The sequence below is a fragment of the Collinsella sp. TF08-11AT genome (assembly GCF_003437035.1).
Classification (GTDB): Bacteria; Actinomycetota; Coriobacteriia; order Coriobacteriales; family Coriobacteriaceae; genus Collinsella.
This window is the reverse complement of sequence record NZ_QSRL01000010.1, coordinates 1-20981: the sequence shown is the minus strand read 5'-3', so window position 1 is coordinate 20981 and position 20981 is coordinate 1. Positions and strand designations below refer to the sequence as shown.

Genomic DNA, 20981 nt, shown 5'->3' with positions numbered 1-20981 from the left:
GCCAGGGGCTTTGCCCCCAAATCGTCCTCGGACATGGCAGGACCCCCGCTGCGCACTTCGTGCGGCGGGGGTCCTGCCGTCCTGCGGAAAGATTTGGGGGCAAAGCCCCTGGCCTCCCCTACGTTCACTTCGCTGGCGGCGGCTACAGGGACCTACACTCTGTAAAAGCGCCGGGCTGATAGTTGCTTTTTATTGGTAGGGGCTCTTGCTAGGTAGGGACACTTACTAGTGACAGGCTTCGCCTGTGCGCTTGGTTTACGCTGCGCTGGTTTCTTTGTATTCGAAGACTGGTTCTAGGAGGTCTTCGATGTTGCAGTGGAGGGCTTTTGCTATGGCTCTTACGCTTGTTACCGAAGCTTCATTGATGTTTCTCTGGCGCTGCTCGTACATTTGGATTGAGCGGAGTGACACACCCGATTCGTATGCCAGATCTTGTTGGGTTTTCTTGAGCCTCTTTCTTGCTAACGCAAGTTTGGTTTGCCTGGACGCTTTTTTCGCCATATCGCAGACGAGGCGAGTCACGCGTTCCTCCGAGGCTTCGTGCCAGGGGTAGTACAGACTGCGTAGCACATCGAATGGAACGACATGCAGCAAATCTTCGAAAGACTCCCCTAGGCGCCACTGAAGGTATGCCAATATCCAGCCTGTCCAATATTCCGGTGTCTTTTCGAATCGGTAGGTTCGATTTGGCATCGGCCTTGATTGATAGCCGGACCTTTCGGCAATGAGCGCGAACAGCTCAACGCCCGATTTTCCCGACACTACCCATGCGTTGCCGCGTTCGAACTCGCGGGCTACGCCGCTCAGGCAAAAGAGTTCAGCAACTTCCGATCCTTCTGCCCCATAATCGTTAACGGCATAGTCAAAGCAGTCGCCGAGGTTGTTCATTGCATCCTCGAGGTAGTAGACGGGGTATGTCCTACTCGGCCCACAATCCGTTAACTCTTGGATCATTCAAATCAACCCTCCCTGCCATCAAATCCCTAATGTCGACACCCTCGGTGTCAAATCCGTTTACCGTATCCAGGTACTTACGTCGAGCGTTCTGTTCTCGCTCAAATCGTTTGGGATAAAACTCAGCTCCCGAGGCCTGCTTCCAATCGCGAAACCTGATCGCCGAGAACGCGCGCTCACTCATAAGCGCATATTGAATGCCCAAATCCCCCAAAAACATAATGCGCTGCAATTGCCTGAGCGAAATCATGCCGTTAACGAACTGTCTTGCAAACGAAAAGTAGGAATCGTCAGCGCGATAGCCTCGAATAACGTCATAGGGAGAAATATCAATCAGGCAGTTGTCCAGCAAATACCGAAGTCCTTCGCGTGCCAGCGGCGTCGAGACATTAAACTCCCGGTTGTCAGCCAAAATCGCAAGCCAATTGAGGATTGAGAACTCCCCAGACTCTAAATCCAAGACCGAAAGGCCATCTAAATCAAGCTCATATCGATTGGCAATGCCATCAGACTCGGTCCGGCATGCCCATTCCATTGCCATTTCCTCATGTGGTGTGCAATAAAACCCGCGCCCATAGTCATTGAATTGCCTGCATTTATCCAACGATGGATGCTCGACAACAACCTCCGACCCGTGCCAAAGCTCCATATCGACCTCCTAAAAATATCACCCCAGTGATAGTTTACCAATAACTATCACTGGGGTGATATAGATGAGAGCTTTTGAGGGGCTGCAGCCTTACTAGAGGCAAGCCTCGGCGATGCGCTTTTTTAGTTCGTCGATGCCGGTGCCGGTCTGGGAGCTCGTGATGATTACGTTCTCGGCCGGGACGTTGAGCTGCTTCTTGATGGCCGCTGCCTGACGGGCCTGCTGGGTACGGCTGAGCTTGTCGGCCTTGGTGAGGCAGACGATAAAGTTGAACTCGTTGCCCTGCAGGTAGTCGATCATATCGTGATCGAGCTTGCTGGGGTCGTGGCGAATGTCCACCAGCGACACAACCAGGTTAAAGCTGCGCTCGGAGTCGAAGAAGTCGCCGATAAGCTCGGCCCAGCGGTCGCGCTCGGCCTTGGAGCGACGGGCGAAACCGTAACCCGGCAGGTCCACAAAGTGTACGTCGTCGGCCTCGAAGAAGTTGATGTTGCTCGTCTTGCCCGGCGTGCTGGAAACCTTGACCAGGTTCTTGCGGCCAAAGAGCTTGTTCATAATCGACGACTTGCCCACATTTGAGCGGCCAACGAAGCTCACCTCGGGACAGGTGGACTCGGGGATCTGCGAAACTTTGCCGTAGCTGGCGACGAACTTGGCAAGCTGATAGTTAATGGAATCGGCCATGGACACTCCTTGGTCGTAGGTTTTTACAAAACGGGCGTGCTATTGCGCGGCGGCGATACGACGAACGATGTCAAGCGTGATGCCGCTCGCGGTGCGAGCGTACTCATCCAGATCGAACTCGCGCTCGCAAAACGCGTCATATGCCTCGTCGCAATTATCGCTGATAGCGCGCAGCACCAGGCAATCGACACCATTCTTGGCCGCGATGTGCGCAATTGCCGCGCCCTCCATCTCGACGCAATCGGCATGCGTGGCCTCAATCGCAGCGTTACGCATGGCGTCACCCGTAACAAAGCGGTCACCCGTGGCGATAGTGCCACACAGGAACTGCTTGGGGTCCTTCTCCGCAGCCGCCACATCCAGCGATACGTCCACAAACCCATGCTCGGCAAGCACGGCGGCGGCAACATCAGCCAACGCCGGCGTCGAGACAAACTCCTCGAGCCCCGGCGCCGACTCGGCGATGAGCGCCGTGTCGGTATCGAGATAGCGCAGGCACTTGCCTATAACCACGTCGTTAATATGGAGCTTAGGATTTAGGCCGCCCGCAATGCCCGAAAACACAACGGCCTGCGGGGCATATTTGCTGATGAGATGCTGCGTTGCCGCCGCGGCGTTCACCGTGCCCATGCCCGCCGTTGTGGCGACAACTGTCAGGTCGTCGAGCTCACCGCTCACAACGGTCAAGCCCGCCTCCCGTGCCTCGCAAACGTCGCTCAGCTCTTCCTTAATCTGCATGATCTCTTTTTCGAGCGCACCGATAATCGCGATGGTAGCCATACCATTCCCCAAACCTATACGAAATTCTCAACCAAGGTATGGTACCAGCATTTTGTTTGACCTCGCCAAACGAACACGCTAAGCCAGTGCAGCTCGCGTATCAAACAGAGCCTTTGCAATCGCGGCCGTAACCTCGCTCGAACGGTCACTCCATGGCATCGATGTCATGACGCTCATGACATAGGTACGGCCATCGATGTCGATGAGGCCTGCATCGCATGTCGAATAGTAACCATCCTCGCTAATCCAGCCTGCCTTGTTGCGCACCAAAACCTGCTCGTCCGCAATGCCATCGCGAATAAACGAGCGCGATGTTGATGTCAGAAGGCCCGACAACCACTGTGAAGTCTCGGTATCCATGCTCAGATACTCGCTCATCTCACGCCATAACCTCGCAGAAGTGCGCGGGCAGTAGGTCGGAAAATCACTCATCGGATCCAGTGCCGTATCGTAATCGATGCCAAGACCGACAATCCAATCCTCGTAACCGACACGGTCAAACGCCGCACGTAACGCAATAAACGAATCGTTGTCTGAATAAACGACCGCAGCCTCGATCAAGTCGCGTACCGTCTGCCAACCCATGTTGTAGCCACCATAGGTGCCAAGGGAGTCATCGAGTGAAACCTGGCCCGTCTCGACCAGAGATTCGCAAATGTACAACGCATAGAGTGCCTTGTAGCTACTCGCACCGTACACCTCGACATCAGCGTTATACGTCACGCCCTTACCGCTCGACAGGTCGTAAAACACCACGCCCACATCGCCCAGCTCCTGCGCCTGGTCAAGCGCATTCTGGAGTGCGGCGAGGTTCTCATCCTCCAGGGCGAGGATCTGGTCATCAACCAGCGAGAAGGTCTGCACGGTATCGCCTGAGGGAATATCGTTAAAGTCCGCCTTCGAAAGCCCCGTCTTGAGGTTCGCTGTCGACAGGGTTTGACTTGCGGTGACTTTAGATTCAGAGACCTTTTTGTTTTGCGTCTGTACCGTTGACGCATCTGAGTGTGCCATTCGCTCCGACGCGTAGGTTTTGGCGGTAATTCCGAGGATAATAACCGCCGACGTTAGCATCCCAATGGCGGCAATCTTCCTCACGCGGATGCGAGTGTCGGCAAGGCCACGCGAAGACGTGTCCTTCGTCTTATATCTGCTGCCATGCTGCGGCACATACTCGTCCCGCGATGCGATGTTTCGCACGTGGTCTCCTGACTGCTACCGTTTATATACGAGCAGCATGATACCGAGCAGGCATTTCTTTCCAAAGATATTCAGTGGCGTTTAAGGTGTCTTTAAAGAAACCACAAGCGTTTCTATGCATTTTTGCCAATTCTGTTGCACATCTCTACCCAAAACGCAGTTGCGGTGAAATAGTTCCTGTTTGGACGGCATAAGCCGAAAAACAAGAACTATTCCACCGCAACTTGACGGGGCTCTTTGGCAATCAACTTGGTGCCCAGGGGTACTCATTTAAGTCTGTCCCCAATGAGTGCCTTTGGGGAGCGAAAATGGCTCGCTAGCCGATGGCGTTTTTGAGTTCGGCGCGGCGCTTTTTCATGCCCGTCATGACGGCGTTGCGCAGCTCGGGCATGCGCGCGGTATCCATCTGGGGCACGCCCTCAAGCTTATAGGGAATGCCCAGTTGCTCGTACTTGGCGACACCCATGGTGTGATACGGCAGCATTTCCAGGCCCACCACGTTGTGCCATGGAGCGATCAGACGACCGAGCGCCTCGCACTCCTCCACCGTGTCGGTAATGCCGGGCACCACCACGTGGCGGATAACGACCTTGATCTTGCGACGTGCAAGCTCATCGCCAAACGCCAAGATGCGTGCGGGATCGCAACCGGTCAGCTTTTTATGCTCAGCCGGATCGGCATGCTTGATGTCGAGCAAAACCATGTCGGTCTCGTTGAGAACGGCATCGAACTTCTCGGGGTGGTTGGGATCGAACGCATAGCCGCAGCTGTCCAAGCAGGTATGCACGCGGCCATCGGGGTTGTTGTGCATTGCACGGAACAGGTCGGCCAAAAACTCAGGCTGTAGGAGCGGCTCGCCGCCGGACACCGTAATTCCGCCGCTGCGATAGAACTCGTGGTTACTCTGGAACTCATCCATGAGGTGCTCGACGGTCACCATCGTGCCGCCGTTGACCGACCAGGTATCGGGATTGTGGCAATACGCGCAGCGCATGGGACAGCCTTGGACAAACACCACAAAGCGGATGCCGGGTCCGTCGACCGTTCCCATCGTCTCGATTGAATGCACGCGGCCAAGGGCAAACGCAGAGTCCTCGGGACGAGCGTCCACACCCTCAAGCGTCATTTCTGCCATTCGCGCTACCTTGCCTCTCCTTGGGTGCAACCAATTAAAATGCCAGAGCCATTCTAGCCCATACGCATGATGGTGAAATGGTTTAGCGGTCAATTGGATTGTTCTATTTGACCCCACGCAAGAGCGGCGGGAGGGTTATCGCAACCCGCCCGCCGCCGTGGCAATAGAAATCGATAGACGCCAGGCCTTTACGCCTTGAGTGTGAGCACCGCGCCGAAGGCGGTCGGGCCGCAATGGCTCGAGATGACGCCGCCGACCTGAGTCCAGGTAACGTCCTTAAAGCCCAGGCCGTGCGCATAGACTTCCATGTCGTCGCGCAATTCCTCGGAAAGGCCTACCGAATACGCCAGGCCAATATGCGAGTAGTCGATATCGCCCTTCTCTACCATGTGATCAATAAAGGCGCGGGCGCACTTGAGCATCGAGCCGCGGAACTTTTTAGTCGCCACGAACTTGCCGCCTGTCACCTCAATGCAGGGCTTAATCTTGAGCAGATGGGCGCCTAGGAACGCGACGTTGGACAAGCGACCGCCTGCCTTAAGGAAGGCAAGGTCGGTAGAAACAAAGCCCAACAGCACGCGGTCCATGACGGAGTTCGTGAAGGCAAAGATCTCGTCGACGGTGGCATCGGGGTGAGCCTCAATATACTTGGCGGTCTCGACGACAACGAGTGACTGGCCCACCGAGACAAAGCGCGTGTCCATGGAGAACACGTAGTCGCGCCCCTGGGCCGCAATCTTTGAGGACTGATGCGAGCAGGTCGTGGCTTCGGAATATGCAAGATGCAAAATGGTCGCGTCGGGCTGCTCGGCATGAATGCGGTCGTACACATGAGCAAAATCCGCCGGCGAGCAACCACTGGTCTTGGGCATCACGCCAAACTCGTTGCAACGCGAATATATCTCGAGCGGATCGATCGAGCCGTCCTCGACGGTCTCGTCACCAATCGTGACATGCATGGGCACGCGCACGATGCCATAGCGTTCGCAGAGCTCCGGTGTCACATCCGAACCAGACTCAACCACGATTACGTACTTGCCCATTCTTATCACGACCCATCTCGACATTGGTTATTTATTACGCGCGCACGCCCGTCGCCCAATTGAACAACGACTCCCAAGCACCAGAGAGACGCCGCCCTTCGCCACAACAAAGGACAGCGTCTCCCTGAAATACTCCGTGCTTGCATGAGATTCTACACGGTTTAGTAATGAGTGTTACTTACTCCGCAAACGGTAGCTATATGCGATAAACGGTAGCCACCAAGAAAGCCCGTGTATCCAAAACGCCATGGTCACTCACAATGCGGCTAGCGAGCCAGACGGTAAAACTCCATCGAGGCGTCGCCCTCGGCGCGCAACTGCATCGCCGGCGCCGCAGACGAATAGGTGCGGCTCGTAAGCGCAACCTCGCCGTCGTTGACAAATACCTCGAGCATCGTGGCATCCGAAAGGACTCGCAGGCAGTAAAGCTCGTCGAGCTCAACCGACCTCTTATCGCGTCCATAGCCCTCATCGCCCATATCAAGTGTGAGCATTCCGCTGGCAAAGCACACGACAACGCCCTCACGAACTTCCAGCTCAATGGACTTCGTCCCCCGGCACGACACGACGGCATCAAACAGTCGACCAGGAGAGCCGACGGTCTCTCCGGCGGTCACCGAAACACGCTCCATGCGCAGTTGCTCAACCTCGCGCGCGGGCCACTGACAGAGCTTACCGTCGCGCATATTCAGCACCCTCGGCACGGTAAGCGCGCACTGCCATCCGCGTTCCACCGTCGGGTTTTGAGCCGTTGCATCGGGGCAGCCGGCCCAACCGATCATAATCCGTCGACCGTCGGCATCTGCAAATGATTGAGGGGCATAGAAGTCAAAACCCGCATCGACCATCGGGGGCATACCCTGCCCGGCGATTTTAAAGCTAGGCGCCTCCCAATCGGCCTCAATACGAAACCACACGCACTGATGCGGGTTTTGGTAACGCCAACCATCGGCGGGCACGCCCTGCGGGCAGCAAACGAGAATAAGCTCGCCATCAAGCTCAAACAGATCGGGGCACTCCCACATAAAACCGAACTTCTCGCCGAGCTCGATACGCGTCGCATATTTCCAGCACTCAAGATCGTGCGAGGTATAGACGAGCACGCAACCGCGGTCGTCTTTCGTACGAGCACCAAGAACCATATAGTAGATACCGTCGTGCTCCAGGATCTTGGGGTCGCGCACGTGCGTACTAATATCGTCGGGGTAATCGACCGGACCAACAGCTATGTGCTTCTCCCCCAATTTATCGGGGTTCTCGGTAACCATGTGAATCTGATTTTGGTCGCGCCCTGTCAGCACATAGTCATAATCATCGCGGTCAAAATGCTTGACGTTACCGGTATAGAAGTAGTGAATCTTGCCGTCGTGCATAAATGCAGACCCCGAATACGCACCGCTCGAGTCTAGATCTGAATCGGGGAATAGCGCGGGACCGCGGTTCTCGTACGTCACAAAGTCCTTCGTCGTCAGATGATTCCACAGCACCGGTCCGCCGTGCGCGGCATCAAACGGATCGTATTGGTGATAGATGTGGTATGTATCACCAACCTGCACCAAACCGTTGGGATCATTGAGCCAGCCAAGCTCGGGCTCCGCATGGAACAGAAGTCTATCGGGGTCAGCCGCGATGCGAGCCGCAGTCTCATCCTGCCCGGCACGCCACAGCTCGTAGTCCGAGCGCGTCACCCTATGTTTTTGATCGAACATTCAATCGTCCTTCTTGTAGAGGAGAAGGACGCCCGGCCCATGCGAGCCAAACGCCCTTCTCCAACAGGTCAACCCGTACATTACCTTGACGGATCTGGATTAGAAGCTGACATCAAAGCCGGCGCCTGCACCCTCTTCATCGGTGGTCGGAACGCCCTTTGCCTTGTTGTAGGCAAAGATCAGGATGATCGGGACGAAGAAAGCGATCAGATTGCCAGCCACATACCACACGAGGGTCTCGGGCGTGACGATGAGCAGGCCAAGTACGCCGGTCAGACCCTGGCCGATAGCGCGCACCTCAAAGAGCTTCACGAAGGCACCGCCGCAGCCTGCACCGATGCAAGCGCAGATGAACGGAATGATCGAGTAGCGCATGTTTGCAGCAAAGATGGCGGGCTCGGAGATTCCGACCAGCGTCGGGATAAAGGACGACATGCAGATGTTGCGCTCTTTGGAATGCTTCTTGTGAATGAGATACATGCCGATGGCGCCGCCGCCCTGGGCGATGATGGAAACCGACCAGATGGCCTGGATGTAATTGAAACCGGTGGTTGCAACGAGGTTGGCCTCGATACCCTGGATGAACTGATGCGTACCGGTAACGACGAGCGGCTGCAAGAACGCGGCGAAGACAAAGGCACCAAAGACACCCATCCTGTTGTACAGGACGTCGATCACGCCAGCGAGAACATCGCCGATCAGGTTGCCGAGCGGGCCAAACACGGTGAACAGGGCAACGTTGGCAAGAATCAGGGTGACGGTCGGGACAAAGACGAACGAGACGACCTCGGGGATGTACTTCTGGGCAATCTTCTCGACCTTGGCCATAAACCAGGCAGTCAGGATTGCGGGGAATACGCCACCCTGGAAAGCAACCATGGGAATGGAAAGCGGACCGAAGTTCCAATACTCAGCGCCCGTCGGATCCAAAACGAACGTGTTGCGGTTCATAAGGCTCGGGTGAACCATGACAATGCCGACGAGGATACCCAGGATCGGGTTGCCGCCAAAACGCTTAACCGCACTGTACATCACCAGGACAGGCAGGTAAGCAAACGTAGTGGCAATAATGGCAAAGAAGCTTGCGAGGTTCTTGAGGAACTCGCTGTGATCGGCAAGGCTGCCCTCCATGCCAAAGAGGCCGTTGGCAACGATCAGCGACTTAAGGCCGATGATGATAGCAGCACCGACGAAGGCGGGGATGATGGGAATAAAGATGTCGGAGAATACCTTGAGAACCGAGAAGATCTTGCCCTTCTTGTCCGCCTCGGCTCCCTTGACCTCGGAAGCGCTAATCTCCTTGACACCCGTCAGAGCCATAAACTCATCGTAGACCTTGTTAACGGTACCGGTACCAAAGATGATCATGAGCTGGCCGCTGTTATACAGAACGCCCTTGACGCCATCGATGTTCTCGAGCTCGGCCTTGTTGTACTTGCTCGTGTCCTTGAGCACCAGACGAAGACGCGTAACACAGTGCGTGGCGCCCTCGATGTTCTCCAGACCGCCGACGTTGTCGACGACTTGCTGAGACACTACTTTGTAGTCCATGTTCCTCTCCATTCCCTTACGAAATCATAAGACGATTCGTCGCCATTACAGAGACGCGATTGTTGCGTTAGCGCACTTGAGCGTACCGTCAGTGACCGTCAGCGCGACGCCCTGCCCCTGCTTGTTGCAGAAACGCGCATTGAGTGCAACATCATCGATAAAGATGGTCGCGATGTCGTCGTCGACTACCAGGCGCACGTGATGAGTTCCGTTGCCCGTAAAGAAAAGCGGACGGTCGAGACCCATGTTGTTGACCTGGAACCACGGATACTGGGGGGCTGCCGTAAACTCGAGCTTGCCCTCGCGCAGATTGGCGCGGAACTCGTAGGCAAGACTGGACTCGGCGTCCTCGGCAAACTTCACCGAGAAGCCCGCGGCGTCGCCACCGAGCTCGATGTCGGCGTCAAGCATATAGGTAGAGCCGGCGTCCGCAGCGAGCACCTGCTCGACCTTGCCCGACTCGCAGGAAAGCTCAAAGGCCTCGACTGCCTTAGCCTCGCCAAAGGCGCCAAGCATGCTGTCGGGGAGTTTGGTGCCAAGCGTTCCGTCGGCACGCTGAACGATCTCGAGGGGCATAAAGGTGCCACCCCACAGGTAAGAGCTGGGGTCGCCGCCCTCGTCACGCGTAGGAACCCAACCAAAGAGAACGCGGCGCTCGCCATCAAATGCGGTACGTGCGGCATAGTACGCGCGGCCATCGAAGGAATCGTCCGCAGGAGTAATCCAGGGACCGTTGATAGAGCGAGACATGCGGTAACGGGTCTTGTTGCCATCACTGTACTCAGAGAACACCAGATACCACCAGTCGCCCATCTTAAAGAGATCAGGCATCTCAAACATGGTGTACAGGCCCGGATTCCACCAGTCGCCCTGGAACTCCCAGGTATCCAGGTCCTTGGAGGTGAACTTGACCAGACGACCGGTCATCAGACGCTTGTCCTCGCCCACACGCGTGCCGAGGATGAGCATGTACTCTTCGTTCTCCTCATCCCAAAGCACAAAGGGATCGCGCCAGTTGCGGTCATCGTAACCCTCCTGGGGCGGAAGCAGCGTCTCGGCGATGTTCTTCTCCCACTTGACGGCGTCGTCACTCGTTGCGTGAAGAAGAACCTGCTTCATCAAACGTGCGCGGACCTTATCACGATTACAACCAGTGTAGAGCGCATGGTACTTGTCGCCCACCTTAAACACCGTGCCGGCATAAACGTACTGGTCGACCTCCTCGTCGCCGCCACGCTCAAGGCTCTCGCCAAAGTCCTTGTAGTTGACGAAATCCTTGGTCGTCGCGAGTGCCCAGCCAAACGGCTCTCCGAAAGGTTCGGGGTTACGCGTGTCACGCTGATGATAGAGATAGAACGTGCCGTCCTCGCCGTACGGCATGATGTCGCCTACCCAAATTCCCTCAGGCTGGTAATACACCTTATGCATCCGAGACTTCCTTTCCGTCGAGATACTAACTCGGTACATCTGCAAGATATGTCAATCGTTTTCATATGTCAAACGTTTTCATATCCATACGTCTTTTCGCAGTTCCAGTCGTCGGCAAACGGTTGACATATGCCGGCGAACGGTTATCGGTGGCGTTTGAGGGATTCTTTTGGCACGGGGCGAATTACGCGGTTTTGCCCTCGATAAGTTCGACGGGAAGCTTGGTATTCGATTCGGGCTTTTCACCGTTAACAAGAGCGATGATGGATTGGGCCGCGAGCTTTCCTATGCGATCGATATCTTGACGCACGGTTGTTAAGTCAGGCATAAACGTCATGGTACGGTGGGCACCATCCGCACCCACGACCTTAATGTCGTCTGGAGCGCTCAAGCCGCGCTGCTTCATCACGTTGAGACAGATGGCCGCCATCGTATCGTCTCCCGCAAAGATGCCGTCAATATCGGGGTTCTCATCGAGGATCTTCGCAACGACCGCGCCCTTTTCGTCGTCGGGCTTAACGAACTCGACCTCACGGACAAGCGCGGGCAAACCGGCCTGCTCAACAACATCGAGGTAGGCATCGGTACGCTTATTGGCAGGCATGCGCATGCGACTATTGCTGCGCAGGCACAGGATACGCCTGCAGCCGTCATCAATCAGACGGCGCGTGGCGAGCTCGCCGATGCCATAGCTGTCACTTGCAATCTGGACAGAGCCCTCGCCAAGATCGCAGTCGATGCCAACCAGGCTCAAGCCCATCTCGGCATATGCCTCGGCACCGATATTGAGGGAGTTGACGATTACGCCGTCGACCATATTGCGGCGGAGCATGTCAATATAGGAACGCTCAAGATCGGGTCGATTGGCGCTGTTGCACAGCAACATCTTAAAGCCGTTTTCCGCCAACGTGCGCTCGACCGCCTGCACAACCTGAGCATGGAACGGGCTGCTCACAAAGGGAACGATCATGCCGATAAGGTTCAGGCGACCGTTGAGCATGGCACGGGCGATATCGTTGGGCGTGTAATTGATGCGCTCCATCGCCGCATGGACTTTATCGCGGGTTTCCTGACTAATGTAGCCGCGATTATTAAGCACGCGAGATACCGTAGTAGGCGAAACCCCCGCCACCGCTGCAACTTCCTTGATGCCAGGCTTGGCAGAATCCTTAGAACGAGCGCCCTCGCGAGCCATAGCACCCTCCCCTCATCAACATGTCATACGTTTACATACAAACAAAGCATACCCCAACAACAGTGGGAAGACGGTAACAGTACAAGTAAGTAAACGACTCATCCAAATAATTAGGAGAGTTCCGCCTAAAGGGTGACTACACAGGACCCCGCCGGGGCTGTTTGGGCTACCTCCCAAAATATTCCGCAGGACGCAAGAAGCCCTCGCCGCACGAAGTGCGCAGCGAGGGCTTCTTGCATGTCCGAGGACGTTTTGGGAGGTAGCCCAAACAGCCCCGGCGATCCTACGGGAGTTAAATCCCTTTAGAACTTGTTGTGGAAGGTACGCGAAATGACCTCGTCCTGCTGCTCCTTGGTGAGCGTGTGGAAGTTCACGGCATAGCCGGAAACGCGGATGGTCAGCTGCGGGTACTTCTCGGGGTGAGCCTGAGCGTCGAGCAGCGTCTCACGGTTGAAGACGTTGATGTTCAGGTGGTGGCCACCCTTCTCGGCGTAAGCGTCGAGCATGTGGACCAGGTTATCGGCCTGAGTCTCGGAAACTTCAGAAACCTTCATAATGTGTCTCCTTCGATTGATAGGCGCCGGCCGAAACCGGCGCGCTAATCAGTAATCGTTATTGTTAGTATAGCACTAACAATAGTTACTCGCCCAGCTGATCAAGGTCGATATCGCCAAAGAACACCTGGTCCTCCTTGCCGAGCGCACCCGGGATGATGGAGAAGGTGTTGGAGATGCCGTCCTGAGCATCGCGGAACGGGAGCTTGGAAACCGAAGACAGCGAAGCGATGGCGCCGTGGCTATCGCGCTTGTGCATGGGGTTAGCACCCGGGGCGAACGGCTGGCCAGCCTTGCGGCCGTCAGGCGTGGAGCCGGTCTTCTTGCCGTACACGACGTTGGAGGTAATGGTCAGAACCGAGGTCGTGGGCACGGAGTTGCGGTAGGTGTCGTTCATGCGGATGTACTCCATGAACTGGTGCACAACGTCGTGAGCGATCTGGTCGACGCGGTCGTCATCGTTGCCGTACTTGGGGAACTCGCCCTCAGTCTCAAAGTCGACGATGATGCCGTTCTCGTCACGGACGGGGTGGACCTTGGCGTACTTGATGGCGGACAGGGAGTCAGCCACGACGGAAAGACCAGCGATGCCCGTAGCAAACCAGCGGTGCACGTGCTTGTCGTGCAGAGCCATCTGGATGCGCTCGTAGCAATACTTGTCGTGCATGTAGTGAATGATGTTCAGCGAGTTGACGTACACGCCAGCGAGCCACTTCATCATGTCGTTGTACTTGGCCACAACGTCGTCGTAATCGAGCGTATCGCCCTCGACGGCGCGGTACTTGGGGCCGACCTGCTTCTTGGAGACCTCGTCAACACCGCCGTTGAGTGCATACAGCAGGCACTTGGCCAGGTTGGCGCGAGCGCCGAAGAACTGCATCTCCTTGCCAATGCGCATGGAGGACACGCAGCAGGCGATACCGTAGTCGTCGCCGTGGTACACGCGCATGAGGTCGTCGTTCTCGTACTGGATCGAGGAGCTGGCGACAGAAGTCTTGGCGCAGAACTTCTTGAAGTTCTCGGGCAGACGGGTCGACCACAGAACGGTCATGTTGGGCTCGGGGCTGGTGCCCATGTTCTCGAGCGTGTGCAGGTAGCGGTAGCTCATCTTGGTAACGAGCGTACGGCCGTCAACACCCATGCCGCCGATGGACTCGGTGACCCACTGCGGATCGCCGGTAAACAGGGCCTGGTACTCGGGGGTACGGGCAAACTTGACCATGCGGAGCTTCATGATGAAGTGATCCACGAACTCCTGGATCTGCTCCTCGGTGAAGGTACCGTTGGCAAGGTCGCGCTCAGCGTAGATGTCGATGAACGTAGAGGTACGGCCGATGGACATAGCGGCGCCGTTCTGCTCCTTGACGGAAGCCAGGTAGGCGAAGTACATCCACTGGATGGCCTCCTGCGTGTTGGTAGCAGGGTTGGAAATGTCGAAACCATAGGTCTCGGCCATCATCTTGAGCTCGCCGAGGGCGCGGATCTGCTCCTGCAGCTCCTCACGATCGCGGATGTTGTCGGCGGTCATGACCGTCGGGGTGGAAGCCTTCTGGGCCTCCTTGTCCTTGATCAGGTAGTCGACGCCGTACAGGGCAACACGACGGTAGTCGCCGATGATGCGGCCGCGGCCATAGCCATCGGGCAGACCGGTGATGATGTGAGCCGAGCGGCAAGCACGCATCTCGGGGGTGTAGACATCGAAGACGCCGGCGTTGTGAGTCTTGCGCTCGAAGGTGTAGCGCTCGACAACGTTCTCGTCGACCTTGTAGCCGTGCTGGCTGGCAGCCTGGCAAGCGATGCGGATACCGCCGTTGACGTGCAGCGCGCGCTTGAGCGGCTTGTCGGTCTGGAGACCGACGATGGTCTCCTTGTCGCGATGGGCGTTATCGATGTAGCCAGCGGGGTGGCTCACGATACCCGTGACGGTCTTGGTGTCCATATCGAGGACACCGCCCTGCTCGCGCTCCTTAAGCAGCAGGTCGAGAACCTCGCCCCACAGCTCCTTGGTACGCTCGGTCGGACCGGCGAGGAACGACTCGTCGCCCTCGTAGGGGGTGTAGTTCTTCTGGATGAAGTCTCGGACGTCAACCTCTCCCGTCCAAATGCCTTCCTTGAAGCCTTCCCATGCCTCCTGCATTGTGTAACCACGCTCCTAGTTACGTGTAATGCGGCGCTCTCTCACACCGCTGCTTATTGAATTCTTGAATTATCGGCTTGCACTACCGGCTTCTTCCGTTCTTCACCACACGTTGGTACAGGGAAAAACGTTTGTCCACCTTGGAACTGCAACCCAAAACCCAAGATTTCACCCGTTTGAGAAGGATAGCATAGCCACCCCCTTCATCAGGGCTGTTATATGTTTCTTTTTTTATACCATTAGGGTGTTTTTAGCAAATCCGCAGGAAATGCGAGCGCGAACAACTACCGTTCACCGATTTGTTTGATATTTCCCCTTGCCTTTATACGTCCATCACTCTAGCTGTTATGCCAGCTTTAGCAGGGTAAAGTGCCTCTGAGTAGGCTTTAGGACATGCCTAGAGATCTACTCCCTAACTTCGCTGATACCGACGGTGTACGGAGGTCGCCTAAAGGTAGTTTTCTAGGCATGTCCCAAAAATCTACCGTATAGGGTGCGCGTGCAGGGGTATCATCTTCCACCGAAAATAGTTTCTAGTGTTAGGGGTTTTCGGTGGAAGATACCGATTTCCATGAGCTTGGGCGTCAGCTCTTAGCTGAGTTTGGCAGCATGCATCAGCGCATTTCGCGCTTTGCGGACAAAGCCCTCGGCGGCGAGATGGCTGTCATGCGCGCTCTCATGCTCGCTGGCGGCTCGCTCACGCCGAGCGAACTCGCTGATCGCGCCTGGGTCTCGAACGCCCGCATCGCCAATATCCTACGCGCTCTCGAAGCCAAGGGTTGGGTTGAGCGTGAGCACTCAAAGACCGACCGTCGTCGCGTACACGTCACGGTGACCGACAAGGGATTCCATGATCTCGAAATCAAGCGTCGGGAATTCGAGGACCGCACCGCGGCCTTCCTCGAGCAGTTCGGCGAAACAGATACCCAAGAGATGGTGCGCCTTTTAAGACGTGCCAACGAAATTATCGACCGCAATCAAGAAAGGAGAGATGCCGAGTGAGGATTCTCAAGCTCTTTAAAAAGCATATTCCGGCACTGTTCACAGCTATCGTACTTATCGTAATCAGCTGCAACGCCGACCTGGCACTGCCTACCTATATGAGCGACATCGTCGACGTGGGTGTGCAGCAAGGCGGCATCGTCTCACCCGTGCCCGACACCATTCGCGCCGAATCGCTCGACGACCTCGAACTCTTTATGAGCGCCAAGGACGCCAAGACGGTAGAAGCTGCGTTTGGCAAGGCAGACAAAAACGGCATTCGCACGTACAAGGGAACAGAGGATGAGCGCGCCGACGGCAGCAAGCTCGCCGATATCATGAGCCTGCCCGAGACCGTCGTCCTTTCGCTTAACCAGGGTATCGACGCCAGCTCCATGGGCGACATGATGGGCACGTCCGACGAGAAAGACAACAGCGCCGCCCAGGCCATGCCCACCCCCGAGCAGATGGCGGCAATGACGCCCGAGCAGCTCGCCGAGATGCAGCAGAAGGCCGCAGCGGCGCAGAACATGCAAAAGCAGATTGATGCCGACGGCGGCAAGGTCACCATGAAGAGCCTGCGCCTAGGTGTCGAGGGCGGTCTGGTAGACCAAAGCAAGCTCGTCGAGGGCGCCAATGAAATGGCGGACAAAATGGGCTCCATGTCGGGCTCCATCGTGACCCAACGCGCCGTGAGCTATGTGCAAGACGAGTACAAGGCGCAGGGTATCGACCCCGCCGACGTGCAGAACGCCTACCTGGGCCGCATGGCGACCACGATGTTCGGCCTGTGCCTGGTATCGCTCGTCGCCACCATCCTGACCGGCGCTGTGGCGTCGCGCACCGCCTGCTCCATCGCGCGTGACCTACGCCGCGAGGCCTTCAACAAGGTCATGCACTTTTCGCCGGCCGAGGTGGGCAAGTTTAGCCAGGCCTCGCTCATCACCCGCTGCACCAACGACATTCAGCAGATTCAGATGGCAGCAACCTTGTTTATCCGCATGTGTCTGATGGCCCCCGTCATGGGCATCGTCGCCGTCATGCGCGTCCTGGCCAACCATACCGGCCTGGAGTGGACCATCGCCGTTGCCATCATCGCGGTCTCGGCCGTCGTCGGCGTGCTTATGGGCCTCACCATGCCCAAGTTCAAAAAGATGCAGAGCTTTGTGGACCGCGTGAACCTTACCGCCCGCGAGCTGCTCGACGGCCTTATGCCCATCCGCTCGTTCAACCGCGAGGAACATGAGCTCGAGCGTTTTGACAAGGCTTCGCTCGACCTGATGACCACGCAGCTCTACACCAACCGCGCCATGAGCTTTATGATGCCGCTCATGATGCTCGTCATGAACTGCATCACCGTGCTTATCGTGTGGTTTGGCGCGCAGGGCGTGTCCGACGGCGTGATGCAGGTCGGCAACATGATGGCGTTTATCTCCTACACCATGCAAATCGTCATGGCGTTTATGATCCTCACCATGGTTTCGGTCATCCTACCCCGCGCCGAAGTCGCAGCCGAGCGCGTGGAAGAGGTCATCACTTGCCCCACGAGCATCAACGACCCCGTCTCGCCCAAGGTGCCTGCGGCCAACGCGCCGCGCGGTGAGCTCACCTTCCGTGACGTGAGCTTCCAGTATCCCGATGCCCGCGCCGACGTCATTAGCGGCGTGAACTTCACCACGCATGCCGGTCAGATGCTCGGCATCATTGGCTCCACGGGCTCGGGCAAGTCCACGCTCGTGCAGCTCATTCCGCGCCTGTACGACGTCACGAGCGGCAGCATTTCGCTCGACGGCATCGACGTGCGCGATATGACCCTCTCCGAGCTTCGCCGCCGCATCGGTTACATCCCGCAGCAGGGACGCCTGTTCTCGGGCACCGTCGAGAGCAACCTTAAGTTTGCCGGCGACATGGTGAGCGACGAGGACATGCACGAGGCCGCGCGCATCGCCCAGGCGGAGGACTTTATCGCCGAGCGCGAGGGCGGCTACGACTCCCCCATCAGTCAGGGCGGCTCCAATGTCTCGGGCGGCCAGCGCCAGCGCCTGGCCATCGCCCGCGCCCTGGCCAAAAAGCCCGAGGTCGTGGTGTTCGACGATTCCTTTAGCGCGCTCGACTACAAGACCGACGCTCGCCTGCGCGACGAGCTCGCCAAAAACGTTACCGACGCCGCGCTCGTGGTCGTGGCCCAGCGCATCGCGACCATCATGCACGCCGACCAGATCATCGTGCTCGACGACGGCCACGTGGTGGGCACCGGCACGCACGAGGAGCTGCTGCACAACTGCCCGGCGTACCTGGAGATTGCCCAGTCGCAGCTTTCCGCCGAGGAGCTGGGGCTTACCCAAGAAGAGATTACAGCCGTTATGGAAGGAGGCGAGCGCTAATGGCAGACGAGACCAAGACTCAGATTCCCAAGCCCACCCGCCAGCGCGGTCCCATGGGCCGCATGGGCGGCATGGGCCGCGGCGAAAAGGCCAAGGACTTTAAGGGCACGATGAGGCAGCTGCTCGGCTATATCGGTCAACACAAGGTTGCCGTGTTTGCCGCCGTCGCCTTTGCCGTGTGCTCGGTCATCTTTAACATTGTGGGACCCAAGGTGCTCGGCCAGGTTACGACCAAACTGTTCGAGGGCCTGGTTGCCAAGGTCAACGGCACCGGCAATGTTGACTTTGATTGGATCGCCAAGACGCTGGGCTTTTTGCTCTGCCTGTACCTGGCGAGCTCTGCCTGCAGTCTGATCCAGGGCTGGCTCATGACCGGCATCACGCAGAAGATCTGCTATCGCATGCGCAAGGAGATCGCCGCCAAGATCGCCGTCGTGCCGATGAGCTATTTCAACGGCCACAGCAAGGGTGACGTGCTCAGCCGCATCACCAACGATGTCGACACGCTGGGCCAGTCGCTCAACCAGAGCGTGACGCAGCTCATCACGTCGATGACGCAGATTATCGGCGTGCTTGTCATGATGCTTTCGATCAGTCTGCCGCTTACCGGCGTCACCGTGCTCACGCTGCCGGCAGCCGCGATTATCCTGACCGTAATGATTCACTTCTCGCAGCCGTACTTCCGCGAGCAGCAGCAGGTCCTGGGCACCGTCAACGGCATTATCGAGGAGGACTTTGCCGGCCAGAACGTCATTCAGGTGTTCGACCGCGCCGAGGCCTCGATCGAGGAGTTCGACAAGGAGAACGACCGCCTCTTTATCAGTGGATGGCGTTCGCAGTTCCTGTCGGGCCTGATGATGCCGCTCATGAGCCTGGTAGGCAATATGGGCTATGTGGGCGTCGTCGTGGTGGGTGCGCAGCTCGCGCTGACCGGCAATGCCACGCCCGGCGACATTCAGAGCTTCATTCAGTACGTTCGCAACTTTACGCAACCCGTGCAGCAGCTGGGCAACGTAAGCAACACGATGCAGTCGATGGCCGCTGCCACCGAGCGCGTCTTTGAGTTCCTGGCCGCGCCCGAGGAGGAGCAGAAGGCCGACGCGCAGATTCCCGAAAAGCGCCTCGGTCACGTGGAATTTGACCATGTCAAATTTGGCTACACACCCGACAAGACCATCATCCACGACTTTAGCTGCGAGGCGCAGCCCGGCCAGACCATCGCCATCGTCGGCCCCACCGGCGCTGGCAAGACCACGCTCATCAAGCTGCTGCAGCGCTTCTACGACGTGGACGGCGGCTCGCTGCGTGTCGAGGGCGTCGACGTGCGCGACTGGGATCGCGCGGCGCTGCGCGGCGAGTTTGCCATGGTGCTGCAGGATACCTGGCTGTTTAACGGCACCATCCGCGAGAACATCCGCTACGGACGTCCCGATGCGAGCGATGCCGAGGTAGAAGCCGCCGCACGCGCCGCACGCTGCGACCACTTTATCCATACGCTCGCCGGCGGTTACGACTTTATGATCAACGAGGAGGGTACTAACCTCTCACAGGGCCAGCGGCAGCTCGTGACCATCGCCCGCGCCATTTTGGCCGACCGTCCGGCGCTGATTTTGGACGAGGCGACTTCCAACGTCGATACCCGTACCGAGGAGCTTATTCAACGCGCCATGGATGCGCTGATGCAGGGCCGTACCAGCTTTGTTATCGCGCATCGCCTGTCCACGATCCGAAACGCCGACGTGATTCTGGTAATCCGCGACGGCGACATCGTCGAGAAGGGCACGCACGACGAGCTGCTCGCCCAAGGCGGCTTCTACGCCGACCTGTACAACTCGCAGTTCGACGAAGCGGCATAAATTCGGCCGCAAGGAGCGAATAACGCCCGAGAACGGGGGCGCAGGACAACCTGCGCCCCCGTTTTGTGTCCTTCGAGCCTCGAAACGCCTTCCCTGAGACCTGATTGACGGCACCATCCAGACCCCGTGGACAAAAAAGGGCAAATATGAGTACTGTTACCTTTTTAGTAGCAGCCAAAACAACCCAAAACACCGCTCTTGCAGTTTGTATGCACCTCTACATTGCTCAATCAGCTCTGTAGCAGGCTTATGTGTACTAGCATTAATGAACATATTTACTTTTATGTCCATTATCTTGTGAGAGCAATATGGCACTACAGCAGCAACAGTACTCATATTTGGCATTTTTTGCCCACAGGGCTTGGAGAACGCCCAACAATCTGGCAATACCAGCAAGCAAACCGCGTCCGCTGGCGCAAGGAGTTTCCCCAAGTGCCAGCACATAAGGAACGTCCCCAACTGCCAGGTTTGAAAGGTAGTCATTGGGTGTTCCTATAGTTTTGTCAACCGTCGGGGCTACTCCCGGTAGGGCACCCGGTCGCGCATCACGGCGTATATCGCCCTGAGCCGCTTCCTCGCGACGGCCTTGAGCGCCCGCCCGTGACCCATGCCCCGCGCCCTGCAGGCCCGGTAGTACTCGCCGTAGCGCCCCGAGGACCTCACCAGGCTGTTGCACGAGAAGATCAGCAGGGACTTGAGCCTCGCGTCGCCGCGCCTGGACGCCCTGACCGACCTCACCGACGT

16 protein-coding genes and 1 pseudogene are annotated in these 20981 nt (G+C 57.3%); 3 read left to right on the top strand and 14 right to left on the bottom strand.

Annotated elements, in window-relative coordinates:
• Positions 1-255: 255 nt before the first annotated feature.
• From DXC79_RS07185 to pflB, 13 genes are all read right to left on the bottom strand, one after another.
• Entirely contained in the window at positions 256-888 is a 633-nt protein-coding gene (locus DXC79_RS07185) for a helix-turn-helix transcriptional regulator (protein WP_117635680.1), read from the bottom strand.
• A gap of 31 nt (positions 889-919) precedes the next feature.
• The gene (locus tag DXC79_RS07180; RefSeq protein WP_117635679.1) at positions 920-1603 is read right to left on the bottom strand and encodes a DUF3990 domain-containing protein; all 684 of its coding nucleotides are present in this window, start codon (positions 1601-1603) and stop codon (positions 920-922) included.
• 93 nt (positions 1604-1696) lie between these two features.
• Positions 1697-2287 carry a ribosome biogenesis GTP-binding protein YihA/YsxC gene (gene yihA / locus DXC79_RS07175; RefSeq protein ID WP_006234871.1) on the bottom strand — a complete coding sequence of 197 codons (591 nt, stop codon included), beginning with the start codon at positions 2285-2287 and terminating at the stop codon, positions 1697-1699.
• Positions 2288-2326: 39 nt separating this feature from the next.
• On the bottom strand, positions 2327-3067 hold the full coding sequence (gene mtnN / locus DXC79_RS07170; protein ID WP_117635678.1) for a 5'-methylthioadenosine/S-adenosylhomocysteine nucleosidase: 741 nt from the start codon (positions 3065-3067) through the stop codon (positions 2327-2329).
• A 78-nt stretch (positions 3068-3145) separates the two neighbouring features.
• A complete protein-coding gene (locus DXC79_RS07165; protein ID WP_117635677.1) occupies positions 3146-4264 on the bottom strand; it encodes a serine hydrolase in 1119 nt (372 codons plus the stop codon).
• A gap of 316 nt (positions 4265-4580) precedes the next feature.
• Positions 4581-5399 (bottom strand): pyruvate formate-lyase-activating protein, encoded by an 819-nt coding sequence (pflA, locus tag DXC79_RS07160; RefSeq protein WP_117635676.1) that lies wholly within the window; start codon positions 5397-5399, stop codon positions 4581-4583.
• A 188-nt stretch (positions 5400-5587) separates the two neighbouring features.
• A complete protein-coding gene (locus DXC79_RS07155; RefSeq protein ID WP_233503050.1) occupies positions 5588-6442 on the bottom strand; it encodes a DegV family protein in 855 nt (284 codons plus the stop codon).
• 266 nt (positions 6443-6708) lie between these two features.
• Positions 6709-8151 (bottom strand): glycoside hydrolase family 32 protein, encoded by a 1443-nt coding sequence (locus tag DXC79_RS07150; protein ID WP_117635674.1) that lies wholly within the window; start codon positions 8149-8151, stop codon positions 6709-6711.
• A gap of 99 nt (positions 8152-8250) precedes the next feature.
• Positions 8251-9702, bottom strand: coding sequence for a PTS transporter subunit EIIC (locus tag DXC79_RS07145; RefSeq protein ID WP_117635673.1), 1452 nt, complete (start codon positions 9700-9702; stop codon positions 8251-8253).
• Between the two features lie 45 nt (positions 9703-9747).
• The gene (locus DXC79_RS07140) at positions 9748-11130 is read right to left on the bottom strand and encodes a family 43 glycosylhydrolase (protein ID WP_117635672.1); all 1383 of its coding nucleotides are present in this window, start codon (positions 11128-11130) and stop codon (positions 9748-9750) included.
• A gap of 184 nt (positions 11131-11314) precedes the next feature.
• Positions 11315-12325, bottom strand: a complete 1011-nt coding sequence (locus DXC79_RS07135; RefSeq protein ID WP_117635671.1) for a LacI family DNA-binding transcriptional regulator — start codon at positions 12323-12325, stop codon at positions 11315-11317.
• Positions 12326-12627: 302 nt separating this feature from the next.
• Complete coding sequence (grcA3, locus tag DXC79_RS07130; protein WP_055252439.1) at positions 12628-12879, bottom strand: autonomous glycyl radical cofactor GrcA3; 252 nt, start codon at positions 12877-12879, stop codon at positions 12628-12630.
• 85 nt (positions 12880-12964) lie between these two features.
• Positions 12965-15016, bottom strand: a complete 2052-nt coding sequence (gene pflB, locus DXC79_RS07125; protein WP_117635670.1) for a formate C-acetyltransferase — start codon at positions 15014-15016, stop codon at positions 12965-12967.
• Positions 15017-15568: 552 nt separating this feature from the next.
• On the opposite strand from pflB, the gene DXC79_RS07120 reads away from it, so the two are divergent.
• From DXC79_RS07120 to DXC79_RS07110, 3 genes are read left to right on the top strand one after another with little or no spacing between them, the layout of a single operon-like run.
• The gene (locus DXC79_RS07120) at positions 15569-16018 is read left to right on the top strand and encodes a MarR family winged helix-turn-helix transcriptional regulator (protein WP_117635669.1); all 450 of its coding nucleotides are present in this window, start codon (positions 15569-15571) and stop codon (positions 16016-16018) included.
• Positions 16015-18381, top strand: coding sequence for an ABC transporter ATP-binding protein (locus DXC79_RS07115; protein WP_117635668.1), 2367 nt, complete (start codon positions 16015-16017; stop codon positions 18379-18381). Before DXC79_RS07120 ends, DXC79_RS07115 begins: the two co-directional genes overlap by 4 nt.
• Positions 18381-20237, top strand: coding sequence for an ABC transporter ATP-binding protein (locus tag DXC79_RS07110; protein WP_117635667.1), 1857 nt, complete (start codon positions 18381-18383; stop codon positions 20235-20237). Before DXC79_RS07115 ends, DXC79_RS07110 begins: the two co-directional genes overlap by 1 nt.
• A 516-nt stretch (positions 20238-20753) precedes the next feature.
• Here DXC79_RS07110 and DXC79_RS10205 read toward each other — a convergent pair.
• A pseudogene (locus DXC79_RS10205) lies at positions 20754-20981 on the bottom strand (IS110 family transposase); the annotation flags it as partial.